This is a genomic window from Bacillus sp. VA15, from assembly GCF_055721145.1.
Genome location: NZ_JBVQPQ010000005.1, coordinates 267,038 through 278,855, shown reverse-complemented (window position 1 = coordinate 278,855; position 11,818 = coordinate 267,038). Strand labels below are relative to the sequence as shown.

Annotated in this window: 10 protein-coding genes; 8 read left to right on the top strand and 2 right to left on the bottom strand. The window is 43.2% G+C overall.

Annotation, left to right across the window (positions count from 1 at the left end; all coding sequences use genetic code 11):
• Window positions 1-149 precede the first annotated feature (149 nt).
• The 7 genes from gutB (at window position 150) to AC0DBE_RS15050 (ending at window position 7,466) form a co-directional block, all read left to right on the top strand.
• Complete coding sequence (gutB, locus tag AC0DBE_RS15080; protein WP_268454443.1) at window positions 150-1,211, top strand: sorbitol dehydrogenase; 1,062 nt, start codon at window positions 150-152, stop codon at window positions 1,209-1,211.
• A 73-nt stretch (window positions 1,212-1,284) separates the two neighbouring features.
• Window positions 1,285-2,661 (top strand): MFS transporter, encoded by a 1,377-nt coding sequence (locus tag AC0DBE_RS15075; protein WP_079289003.1) that lies wholly within the window; start codon window positions 1,285-1,287, stop codon window positions 2,659-2,661.
• Window positions 2,662-2,762: 101 nt separating this feature from the next.
• Entirely contained in the window at window positions 2,763-3,725 is a 963-nt protein-coding gene (locus AC0DBE_RS15070) for a carbohydrate kinase family protein (protein WP_472962721.1), read from the top strand.
• 198 nt (window positions 3,726-3,923) lie between these two features.
• Complete coding sequence (locus tag AC0DBE_RS15065) at window positions 3,924-4,607, top strand: PspA/IM30 family protein (protein ID WP_090558415.1); 684 nt, start codon at window positions 3,924-3,926, stop codon at window positions 4,605-4,607.
• A 64-nt stretch (window positions 4,608-4,671) separates the two neighbouring features.
• Entirely contained in the window at window positions 4,672-5,697 is a 1,026-nt protein-coding gene (locus AC0DBE_RS15060; RefSeq protein WP_014112890.1) for a TFIIB-type zinc ribbon-containing protein, read from the top strand.
• The gene (locus AC0DBE_RS15055) at window positions 5,697-6,464 is read left to right on the top strand and encodes a TPM domain-containing protein (RefSeq protein WP_472962718.1); all 768 of its coding nucleotides are present in this window, start codon (window positions 5,697-5,699) and stop codon (window positions 6,462-6,464) included. Before AC0DBE_RS15060 ends, AC0DBE_RS15055 begins: the two co-directional genes overlap by 1 nt.
• Before the next feature lie 30 nt (window positions 6,465-6,494).
• Complete coding sequence (locus tag AC0DBE_RS15050) at window positions 6,495-7,466, top strand: SPFH domain-containing protein (protein WP_072565859.1); 972 nt, start codon at window positions 6,495-6,497, stop codon at window positions 7,464-7,466.
• Window positions 7,467-7,513: 47 nt separating this feature from the next.
• Here AC0DBE_RS15050 and AC0DBE_RS15045 read toward each other — a convergent pair whose 3' ends face one another.
• Window positions 7,514-8,527: a potassium channel family protein gene (locus tag AC0DBE_RS15045; RefSeq protein WP_072565860.1), complete on the bottom strand. Its 1,014-nt coding sequence runs from the start codon at window positions 8,525-8,527 to the stop codon at window positions 7,514-7,516.
• Window positions 8,528-9,138: 611 nt separating this feature from the next.
• Here AC0DBE_RS15045 and iolT point away from each other — a divergent pair.
• Window positions 9,139-10,560 carry a myo-inositol transporter IolT gene (gene iolT / locus AC0DBE_RS15040; protein ID WP_242734577.1) on the top strand — a complete coding sequence of 474 codons (1,422 nt, stop codon included), beginning with the start codon at window positions 9,139-9,141 and terminating at the stop codon, window positions 10,558-10,560.
• A 48-nt stretch (window positions 10,561-10,608) separates the two neighbouring features.
• On the opposite strand, the gene bdhA is transcribed toward iolT, so the two are convergent.
• Window positions 10,609-11,649: a (R,R)-butanediol dehydrogenase gene (gene bdhA / locus AC0DBE_RS15035; protein WP_090558419.1), complete on the bottom strand. Its 1,041-nt coding sequence runs from the start codon at window positions 11,647-11,649 to the stop codon at window positions 10,609-10,611.
• Window positions 11,650-11,818 lie beyond the last annotated feature (169 nt).

Genomic DNA, 11,818 nt, shown 5'->3' with positions numbered 1-11,818 from the left:
AGAAAATAGTAAAGTACAGTGCGGCTGTCCTTTTATACAGCAGGAAAGGCTGTTGAACGTGTTGCAAAGCAGATAAAATGGGGGCAGTAACAGAGAAAACAAAAATGTATGCACTTACATTTTATTTTCTAAAGAAAGGAATTTGCCAAATGACTCACACAGTACCTCAGAACATGAAAGCGGCTGTTATGCACAACACAAGAGAGATCAAAATTGAAACATTGCCTGTGCCTGACATCAATCATGATGAAGTGTTGATTAAGGTGATGGCTGTCGGAATTTGCGGATCGGATCTGCATTACTATACAAATGGCAGAATAGGCAACTATGTTGTGGAAAAACCATTTATCCTTGGCCATGAATGTGCGGGAGAAATTGCTGCTGTCGGATCAGCTGTCGATCAATTCAAGGTGGGAGACCGTGTCGCTGTAGAGCCGGGCGTCACGTGCGGACGCTGTGAGGCGTGCAAGGAAGGGCGCTATAATCTTTGTCCGGATGTACAGTTTTTGGCTACACCGCCAGTAGATGGCGCGTTTGTCCAATATATCAAAATGCGGCAGGACTTTGTTTTTTTGATCCCCGATTCACTTTCCTATGAAGATGCTGCTTTGATCGAGCCGTTTTCTGTCGGCATTCATGCAGCGGCGAGAACGAAGCTACAGCCCGGATCAACAATTGCGATTATGGGGATGGGCCCTGTTGGGTTAATGGCTGTTGCGGCAGCTAAAGCATTTGGGGCAGGCACAATTATCGTGACCGACTTAGAGCCGCTGCGGTTAGAAGCTGCGAAAAAAATGGGAGCGACTCATGTCATCAATATCCGTGAACAGGACGCGCTTGAAGAAATTAAAACGATCACGAATGATAGAGGCGTTGATGTTGCTTGGGAAACAGCGGGGAATCCAACGGCATTGCAATCTGCACTTGCTTCTGTGCGCCGGGGCGGGAAACTGGCGATTGTCGGTTTGCCTTCACAGAACGAGATTCCGCTCAATGTGCCGTTTATTGCGGATAATGAGATTGATATTTACGGGATCTTCCGTTATGCCAATACGTACCCAAAGGGAATCGAATTTCTCGCTTCAGGCATTGTAGACACGAAGCATCTAGTAACGGACCAATATTCACTGGAGCAGACGCAAGAGGCGATGGAGCGGGCGCTTCAATTTAAGAATGAATGTTTAAAAGTGATGGTGTATCCAAATCGCTGAGTGAACAGGGAGGATCTTTGTATTCTCCCTCTTGTTTACTGGAAATGAAAATGGATTCTTGGGGTGGGAAATGATGATTGAAACAGAAAAAGCAACGACATTGAAGGCGAAGCATCACGGTCTGTCCTGGTTTGAGCGAATCGGATATGGATTCGGCGATATGTCATATAATATTGTCTTTCAGTTTGTAAACGCATACCTATTATTCTATTATACAGACGTCGGCGGCATTCAGCCTGCGGTGATCGCAACGTTGTTTCTTGTTGTGCGGGTGCTGGATGCTATATTTGACCCGATCATGGGATTGATTTTAGACAAAACGAACACAAGATGGGGAAAGGCAAGGCCATATCTGTTGTGGGTGGCATTTCCTTTTGCGCTTTTTACGGTTTTATGTTTCACGACGCCTCATTTCGGTGAGACGGGGAATATGGTATATGCTTACATCACCTATATTCTGCTGGGGATGTCCTTTAGTATGCAAACGATTCCGGTGAACAGCTTAACGGGGCGGATGACGAATTCTGTGGAGGAACGAACGGTTCTGACAACAACACGGATGATTTTGGTGTATATCGGCATCCTTTTATCTATTTCCTGTGCGACACCGCTTGCAACTGCTATCGGAGGAGAGGATCAGGCGTTTGGATTTCAGATGACAGCGCTCATCTATGCGGCGGTCAGCATCGTTTTGAATCTATTTAGTTTCTTTACTGTACGGGAGCGGATTCATCCTAAAAAGAGAAAAAAACAAGGGATCAAAAAGACGTTATCCGTTTTAATCCGAAACAAACCTTTGCTTATGTTAGTTTCATCATTTTTGGCTTTTGCGATCGGGTTTAATATTAAGCTCAGTACGATGGTGTACTATTTTACGTATAACGTAAATCATAAGGAATTTGTGTTTTTGGGAACTGTTTTATTTTTTGGAGCAGCACTGATCAGCAATTTGTTTATTCCTTACTTTTCTGAGAAGTGGGGCAGAAAACAAGTTATGATGATCACGGCAGCTCTATCGCTTATTTCTTATGCCGGCCTGCATTTTACGCCGTATTCTTCTATTACACTCATTTTCATTTGGCTTTTCGCTTCGGGATTTTTCACAACGCCTTTAAATACGCTTGCTTGGGGAATGGTTGCGGATTGTGTCGATTATGCGGAATGGAAAACCGGAGTTCGCGCGGATGGTGTTGTGATTTCCAGCATGAGCTTTATTAATAAGCTGGGTGTTGCGTTAGCCGGGTCATTTTCGGCCATTTATTTAGGAATCGCCGGATATGTGGCGAATGCAGATCAGACAGTTACGTCATTGAATGCGATTAAAAATATGAATGCTTTGATTCCGGGATTTTTCATTTTGCTATCTATTATTCTCATCGCCTTCTATCCTTTAACGGAAAAAAGATATAAGCACATCATCTCTGAGCTGGAGCAAAGGTCTGCGAGGTAAATATATGTAAAATTTTTAATATTCAATGTAAATGGTTGTATTTATGGCAGAAAGTAATATACTGAGACTGTAATCTAGACTTTATAAATGAGTGTGATAATATGCGTAGTCATTCTGTAGTTTGTATTGGAGAATTGTTAATTGATTTCTTTTGTACCGATGTTGACGTTGATTTAATGGAAGGGCGCCATTTCTTAAAAAGTGCCGGCGGTGCACCGGCGAATGTGTCAGCAGCCATTGCCAAGCTGGGCGGAGACGCCGCTTTCAGCGGAAAAGTGGGCAAGGATCCGTTTGGGTATTTTCTAAAGCAAACATTGGACGCTGTACACGTCGATACCTCTATGCTGGTCATGGATGAGAAAGCGCCTACAACGCTTGCTTTTGTTTCATTAAAACAAAATGGAGAGCGTGACTTTGTTTTTAATAGAGGCGCGGACGCTTTGTTTACGCTGGAGGACATTGACCAGGAAAAACTAAACGAAGCGAAAATTCTTCATTTCGGCTCTGCAACGGCACTGTTATCAGATCCGTTTTGCTCAGCCTATTTACGGCTTATGTTGATTGCGAAAGACAATGGACAGTTTATTTCGTTCGACCCTAACTATCGTGAAGATTTATGGAAGGGAAGGATTTCAGAGTTTGTTAGTATCGCAAAAAAAGCGATTGCTGTAAGCGATTTTGTGAAAGTCAGTGACGAGGAGCTTGAGATTATCAGCGGTGTGAAGGATCATGAAAAGGGCGTTGCGATCCTTCATGAGATCGGAGCGAAAATGGTTGCTGTGACACTTGGGAAAAGCGGAACTCTTCTTTCGAATGGAAAAGATCATGAAATCATTCCAAGCATTCCGGTTACATCAATTGACTCAACAGGGGCGGGAGATGCTTTTGTCGGTGCGGCTTTATATCAATTGGCAAACACGGATCACATTCAATCTGTAGATGCTGATTTTGCGAAGCTGCGTGAGATTGTGTCATTTGCCAATAAGGTGGGAGCTCTTGTGTGCACTAAAATTGGAGCGATTGATGCACTGCCCAGCATGGAAGAGATTGAAGTTTCTCTATAAAGATGAGGATGTTTCTTGAAAGTCTTTGGACTTTTGGGAGGCATCCTTTTTTATATTTATTCTTTTATTTTGCAGGTAAAAAGTTATATATTTTTCTGTTTAAATGTCATTTTTTATTAAAAAAATGAAACTTTTAACGATAATAAATAGTATATGTAATAAGAGGTTTAACGAAATAGCTTCTAGGAGGAACGATTGATGAGTATAATTGGAAGATTCAAAGATATTATGTCCGCGAATATCAATGCTTTATTAGACAAGGCTGAAAATCCAGAGAAAATGGTAGATCAGTATTTAAGAAACATGAATAGCGATTTGGCTAAGGTTAAGGCAGAAACAGCAGCTGTTATGGCTGAGGAGCAGAGAGCAAAAAGAGAATGTCACGAGTGCAAGGCAGACATGGAAAAGATGGAAAGCTATGCAATGAAGGCACTGCAAGCGGGGAATGAGGGCGATGCGAGAAAATTCCTTGAAAGAAAAACATCTTTGGAATCAAAGCTTTCTGAGCTGCAGACGGCGAATCAAATTGCTGCAACCAATGCCGCACAGATGAGAAAAATGCATGACAAACTGGTTTCTGACATTGGAGAGCTGGAAGCACGCAAAAATATGATCAAGGCGAAGTGGGCAGTAGCGAAAACGCAAGATAGAATGAACAAGCTTGGCGCTTCTGTTTCGAGTACAAGCCAATCAATGTCTGCATTCGACAGAATGGAGGACAAAGTAAATAAGGCGCTTGATCAGGCCAATGCAATGGCTGAACTGAACAGTGCTCCGCAGGATGATATTGCTGATCTGACTGCAAAATATGACACTGCCGGCTCAAGTCAGGTTGATGATGAACTTGCGGCGTTAAAAGCGAAAATGATGCTGGATAAATAATACATAGGAGGCCGCAGCTTTCGGCTGCGGCACCATTTATCATAAGATTTGAGAGGGAACGGTAATGATAATATCTTATAAGTGTCCGAACTGCGGCAGTGATATGGCATTTGACAGTGAATCCGGCTCGTTATCCTGCGGCAGCTGCGGAAGACAGGACAATATTGAAAGCCTCCCGAAAGAAAACATTGCGGCGCGGTTTTCTGAAGATGAGGCAAAAGAATATCAATGTGAAAACTGCGGTGCCGTTTTGATCACGGAAGCTGAAACGACAGCGACGACTTGCAGCTTCTGCGGAGGTGCTGCAATACTTGCCGAGCGTTTATCAGGACATTTGGCACCGGCTAAGGTCATTCCATTTACAATCAGTAAACAAGAAGCGGAGCAGGCATTTCGAAAGTGGTGCAAAAAAGGCCTTCTGACACCAAGAGGATTCATGTCGGCCGATCGTATTAAAAGCATCACCGGCATGTATATTCCGTTTTGGATGTTTGATTTAAATAGTGAAGTACAGGTGAGGGCGAACTGTACCAGAGTCCATCAGTATGAAGAAGGGGATTATATTTGCACAGAAACAGAACATTTTGAAGCGTTTCGTGATATCAATCTCGATTATTTGAAAATCCCTGTCGATGCCTCTGAAAAAATGAATGATGAATTAATGGACAAATTGGAGCCTTATTCATACGATCAGCTGAAGGACTTTCAAACGGCATATTTGGCCGGTTATATTGCGGAAAAATACAATTATACCGATGAGGAGCTTTTTCCGAGGGCGAAAGAGAAAATCAGCAGTTATATAGATTCATACATACATTCTACTTTTTCCGGTTATACGTCGGTCAATGTGAGGGACAAACATATTCACACGAAAAATGTGAACAGCTTTTATGTTTTGCTTCCTGTTTGGATGGTCAGTTACGATTATGAAAGAGCAGAGCATATCTTTGCGATGAACGGCCAAACAGGAAAGGTTGTTGGAAAGCCGCCGATCAGTTCAGGAAAAGTGGCGGCATGGTTTAGCGGAATAGCAGGCGGGACATTTCTTGCATTGAAGCTCGTCTCATTGATGATGGGAGGCGGATTTTGATGCGCGTACTTTTAGGGAAAGCGATTCTTGTTGTGCTGGCTGTCTTCATGGTGATGCCGGTACTGGGGATCGAAGCGGCGAGAGCTTCTGAATCACAGCAGCATGTATATGATCAAGCCCATCTATTATCAAAAGCGGAAATCGGAAAACTTGAATCTCTCTCGGCAGAGCTGGGTGCAAAGAGGGACACTGACTTCATCATTATTACGACCAAAAGCACAAACGGTGAAGATATTGCCGATTATACCGGCGATTTTTATGATCGTTACGGGAAAGGCAGCACAGCCATTTTAACGATTGATATGGCAAACAAAGAAGTATTCATCGCGGGCTTCAAAAAAGCTGAACAGTATTTGGACAACAGCAGGCTAAACAGCATCAGAAATACGATTTCATCTGATTTATCAAATGAAGATTATTTCAAAGCTTTTAAGACCTATATTCAGCTTTCTTATAAAGATATGGGCATAAAACCGGGAGTCAATCCCGACAGCGTGTTCTTTAAATGGTGGTTTCAGCTGGTAGCTGCCATCGCAGTCGGGGGAATCGCGGTTTCAATCCTGCTTTATCATGCGGGCGGCAAAGTAACGGTTAATGGGAATACATATATGGATCATCGTACGTCTGATGTGATTGATCAATACGACACTTATATCAGAACGACTGTAACTAGAGAAAGAAAACCATCAAATGATAAAGACAGCGGCGGCGATGGCGGTGTTACGAAAGGCGGCACGTCATACAGCGGAAGCCGCGGCAGTTTCTAGTGGAAAAAAGTAGAGAAAGGAAGAGTTATGATGTCGTTTTTCAGAAACCAATTAGCAAATGTAGTAGAGTGGGAAGAATTTAGAGATGATATGATTTTTTATAAATGGAACAATCGTGAAATCAAAAAAGGGAGTCGTTTAATCATTCGTCCCGGACAGGATGCTGTCTTCTTGAACAATGGGCGAGTTGAAGGGATTTTTCAAGATGATGGCGATTATGATATTGAATCAGAAATTATTCCATTCCTTTCAACGTTGAAGGGCTTTAAGTTTGGGTTTAACAGCGGCATGCGCGCCGAGGTGCTGTTTGTCAATACGAAGGAATTTACCGTAAGATGGGGAACAAAGCAGGCGATCAATATTCCGGCAGCGGGAATGCCTGGCGGGATGCCAATTCGCGCAAACGGCACATTTCATTTCAAGGTGCAGGACTATATCAGCCTGATTGATAAAATCGCTGGCGTGAAGGATCAATACTTTGTAGAGGATATTAAAATCCGGATCACTTCTATTCTGGATCAGCTTCTTATGAAGTGGATCACAAGAGAAGGGAAAGATATGTTTAATCTCCAAGCCAACGCATTTGACATTGCGAAGGGGATTCAAGACGACTTAGATATGCAATTAATCAGCGACGGAATGACGATTACCGGTTTTCAAATCATGAGCTTTAACTACCCTCAAGAAGTTCAAGATATGATTACGAAGAACGCTTCCTACGGTATGGTTGGGGATGTAAACAAATACCAGCAAATATCAATGACGGATGGAATGGCATCCGGAAAGATGAACGGAGGCGGAGCGGCTTCTGATATGGCTGGAATGATGATGGGAATGAATATGGCCAATCAGATGATGAATCAAATGAATCAAAATCAGCAGGTACAGCCATCAGGTTCACAGTCATCTGGCAACGGAAGCAAACCGAATTTCTGTCCGAACTGCGGAACAAAAACCGGTGAAGCCAATTTTTGCCCGAATTGCGGCCAGAAGCTTGTATAAACATCATGCAGTGAAAAGTCCGGAGTGATCAGACACTCGGGACTTTTTTACGCGTTGTCTATTGTCTGTTCCTGAACAGGCCATTTTCTGGCACCCGCTTGGACAATTCCCAGCAGCAATTGACGACGTTCCTTTAAAGAATTGACGGCAGTTTGAAATGTTTGCTTGGATAAAGCCGGTATGCCTGATTGTTGAAGTTTTGAGATGTCTGGTTCCGGCGGCGCTTGTTCAGCTGGATGGATATAGGCAGTATGAACGGTATCCAAGTAGTTTTTGATACTTGAGCGCGTTTCTTTGATGTGAAGCTGATTCGGCTGATATTGTTCAGGAATGCCGTATTTCAAAATGGTTAATGCCTCATCCAATACAGTGACAGCTATAATGGATGATTCCTGGCGCTGCGTGCTATGGTAAAAATGAAGGATAGGGAAGGCGTTATGCTGAGCGGTCAGCTTTCCCAGCTCTGATGAGATAGCGATAAGAAGAAAATCAATCTCGTGAAAATCTTTGCCGTTCCATGCATTCTGGACAATTTCTGTTCCATCACGCCCCAGACTCAATACACTTTGGGCAAATGAGCGCTTTTGATTAACAGCACTCAAGACGGAAATCAAATATGTGACAGAGAATGTGATGGTAAGCAGGCCTTGAGCCGTTTCAATAACCGTGACAAGCTTCCATAGGTCTCCGTTCGGTGCGAGGTCGCCATTTCCTAATGTAAACATGACATAACCGGAAAAATAAATTCGATCTGACCAGGATGCCGGTTCTTTAGATTGAGTTTCCACGAGTGAATGGGGGTCACTTGAGAAAATCAAAAACCACCCGCCCCAAAATAAAACGATCCATATCACTAACGTCAGGCATAACAGCAGAGGACCTGCCATGCTTAGAACCTTTGCATGGTCTCCGCTGATTTTACGGCAGCCTTTCCACAGCCATGCAGACAGACATCTTGTGATCGGGCCTGCACCGCTCTCTAACCATAATGTGGTCCATAAAAAATCAATCATCCCCGCTGTCAACAATAAAAGGCCTGCAATGATATAAACCTCATTCAATTTTGTTGCCTCCCCTAAGCCAGCCATCTTTTATTTTCTTTTCTATTTCCTTTTATCTTGAGTCTGAAACAATTGGTCGAATGTTTGATAAGAGAGTCATTGCAGAGAAGATAAATAGGAGAAGTTACTCAACACTTAACCATTTTGTTTATAGTAGCAGATGAACAGAAACTCACAGAGATTTTGACTTGTTTTACGCAATTTCATGAAGAAAAAAGTTCATTTTCCCCTTGAATTGGTGAATTTTCTTTTATTGAGTAAAAAATTTTCAGAAATTTATATTGACTGAAAGCGTTTTTATAATTATGATGATATCAGATGTAACAAAAATGTCACTATGATATCACTACAATAGAACTATCAAGTGACTATGAAGTAACAAATCACAAAGTATATGTGCAAGAAGTACTCACTGTTCTTTTAGTGAAAAATGAAATCGCTTTCAGGTGAGCTGACATGCTAAGAGGAAGGGAAGGTTATGAGGCCATTGGAGAAAAACATGATGAACTTTTTTCTGAAGCCTGCTTACGAAATGTGAGGAAGGCAGAAGCCCTAGAATAAGTTTTTGAAATACGTATTGATCGATTTTGAAAAAGACTGGGGGAAACAGTATGGATAAACAAGGCAATCAAATGTCATTTTTACGTACAATTATTTTAGTCTCGACTTTCGGCGGGCTCTTATTCGGTTATGATACCGGAGTGCTCAATGGAGCTTTGCCGTATATGGGAGAGCCGGACCAGCTTAACCTCAATGCCCTCACAGAGGGGCTCGTCACCAGTTCACTCCTTTTTGGAGCTGCGCTCGGTGCTGTGTTTGGCGGAAGGATGTCTGATTTTAACGGACGCCGCAAAAATATTTTGTTTCTCGCTGTTATATTTTTTATTTCAACGATCGGATGTACGTTTGCTCCAAATGTAACGATCATGATTATCTCCCGTTTTGTGCTCGGCATTGCGGTCGGGGGTGCATCAGTTACGGTTCCTGCTTATTTAGCGGAGATGTCTCCTGTGGAAAGCAGGGGGCGGATGGTGACGCAGAATGAATTGATGATTGTATCAGGACAGCTTTTGGCCTTTGTTTTTAATGCAATCCTTGGAACAACAATGGGAGACAACTCCCATGTGTGGAGATATATGCTGGTCATTGCGTCACTTCCAGCCCTATTCCTGTTTTTCGGCATGATCAGAATGCCTGAGAGTCCTCGCTGGCTCGTTTCTAAAGGTAGAAAAGAAGATGCTTTGCGTGTATTGAAAAAAATCAGGGATGAAAAGCGGGCGGCATCTGAGCTGCAAGAAATTGAATTCGCTTTCAAAAAAGAGGATCAGCTTGAAAAAGCGACGTTTAAAGATCTTTCGGTCCCATGGGTGCGCCGCATTGTGTTCATTGGGTTAGGGATTGCGATTGTACAGCAAATTACAGGTGTAAACTCGATTATGTATTATGGAACTGAAATTTTAAGAGATTCTGGTTTTCAAACGGAAGCCGCTTTAATCGGAAATATCGCCAATGGCGTGATTTCGGTATTGGCAACGTTCGTTGGAATCTGGCTTCTTGGTAAAGTAGGCCGCCGGCCGATGCTGATGACAGGCTTGATCGGTACGACAACGGCATTATTGCTGATCGGGATATTTTCACTTGTACTTGAAGGATCACCGGCTCTTCCATATGTGGTTCTTTCATTAACGGTTACATTCCTTGCTTTTCAGCAGGGTGCAATTTCACCAGTGACGTGGCTGATGCTTTCTGAGATTTTCCCGCTTCGCCTTCGCGGTCTGGGAATGGGTGTCACGGTATTCTGTCTGTGGATGGTGAATTTTGCAGTCAGTTTCACTTTCCCGATATTGCTGGCCGCCATCGGGCTGTCCACAACGTTCTTTATCTTCGTTGTATTAGGAATTTGCTCTGTACTGTTTGTGAAGAAGTTTTTACCGGAAACGAAAGGACTTTCGCTTGAACAGCTGGAGGAAAACTTCCGCGCTTATGATCGCGGCGAGGTGAAAAAAGATTCCAGCGCTGAAGTGATTGGATAAGATAAAAAAAGAATCCGCATACAGACGCGGATTCTTTTTGGTTTCAAATTAGTTAGGTCTGACAAGGATTTTGACTTGGTTTTTCTCTTTGATAAGAGCCCCGAAGCCTTCCTCAATCAAATCGTCTAATACGATTTTTTTCGTTACGAGTTTGTCCGCTGAGAAATAGCCTTCTTTCATTAATGACAATACAGCAGGGAATACGTCACGGTACCCGATGATTCCTTTCACTGTACGTTCTTTGATTACGATGTCGTTAGGGTGAATTTCAGCGCCTTTTTCCCAAATGCTGACGATGACTGTTTCACCGGCAATTGCAGTAGATTGGATCGCTTGCCGTAATACCACTGGAACGCCTGTGACTTCGAATGCTACGTCAACACCGCCTCCTGTACGTTCTGCAATCTCAGCGACTACATCGTCTGTTTTGGACGGATCAACGATGATCGCTCCAAGCTCCTCAGCTTTTTGCTGGCGTTCAGGTGAAAGCTCGACAGCATAAATATCAGTCGCACCGGCAGCTTTCAGCGCTTCAATCACCAGAAGTCCGATCGGGCCGCAGCCGAATACAGCCGCTTTGTCGCCGGCTTTGAGTTTGCTTGAGCGGACAGCATATAGAGCGACCGCAGAAGGTTCAACGAGCGCGCCTTGTTCATATGATAATTCATCAGGAAGTTTGAACAACAGTTCTTCATCTACAGAGACGTATTCAGAGAAACCGCCGCCTCCGCCGGCTAAGCCGAGGAATCCCATTTGTTCATCAAGGTTGTAGGCGCCCTGGTGGCCGTGTGTGGCAAAAATCGGTTCGACTACGACGCGGTCTCCAATTTTATAATTTTCAACGCCTTCTCCGACTTCAACAACTTCACCGGAGAATTCATGGCCCATTGTGACAGGTGCTGTTTCATTCGTTAATGGATGCGGTTTGTCAACCGGAATAAAGATCGGGCCGCCCAGATACTCGTGTAAATCACTGCCGCAGATGCCGCACCATTTGACTTTGATCTTTACTTTTCCCGGCTCCGTTTTTGGCTCTTCAATATTTTCAATACGGATATCCCTTTGGTTATGCCATCTTGCTGCCTTCATGGATTACCACTCCTATATCTTTTGATATGAGTAACATTCCGCACTGATCAATATGAACTGTTCACAAAATCGCCATTTTTAAAACCAAAAAAGAAATGAAATTTTTATATAATATAATTTATGTTTTTTTGAAAAAAGAAACTTTGAAGAAAAAAGAGTCTCGCACACT

Bases quoted from the DNA above. Each gene is read 5' to 3' on its own strand.
- AC0DBE_RS15070 (WP_472962721.1), top strand. From the start codon at position 2,763: ATGCGTAGTCATTCTGTAGTTTGTATTGGAGAATTGTTAATTGATTTC.
- bdhA (WP_090558419.1), bottom strand. From the start codon at position 11,649: ATGAAGGCAGCAAGATGGCATAACCAAAGGGATATCCGTATTGAAAAT.
- AC0DBE_RS15055 (WP_472962718.1), top strand. From the start codon at position 5,697: ATGCGCGTACTTTTAGGGAAAGCGATTCTTGTTGTGCTGGCTGTCTTC.
- AC0DBE_RS15065 (WP_090558415.1), top strand. From the start codon at position 3,924: ATGAGTATAATTGGAAGATTCAAAGATATTATGTCCGCGAATATCAAT.
- AC0DBE_RS15050 (WP_072565859.1), top strand. From the start codon at position 6,495: ATGTCGTTTTTCAGAAACCAATTAGCAAATGTAGTAGAGTGGGAAGAA.
- AC0DBE_RS15075 (WP_079289003.1), top strand. From the start codon at position 1,285: ATGATTGAAACAGAAAAAGCAACGACATTGAAGGCGAAGCATCACGGT.
- iolT (WP_242734577.1), top strand. From the start codon at position 9,139: ATGGATAAACAAGGCAATCAAATGTCATTTTTACGTACAATTATTTTA.
- gutB (WP_268454443.1), top strand. From the start codon at position 150: ATGACTCACACAGTACCTCAGAACATGAAAGCGGCTGTTATGCACAAC.
- AC0DBE_RS15060 (WP_014112890.1), top strand. From the start codon at position 4,672: ATGATAATATCTTATAAGTGTCCGAACTGCGGCAGTGATATGGCATTT.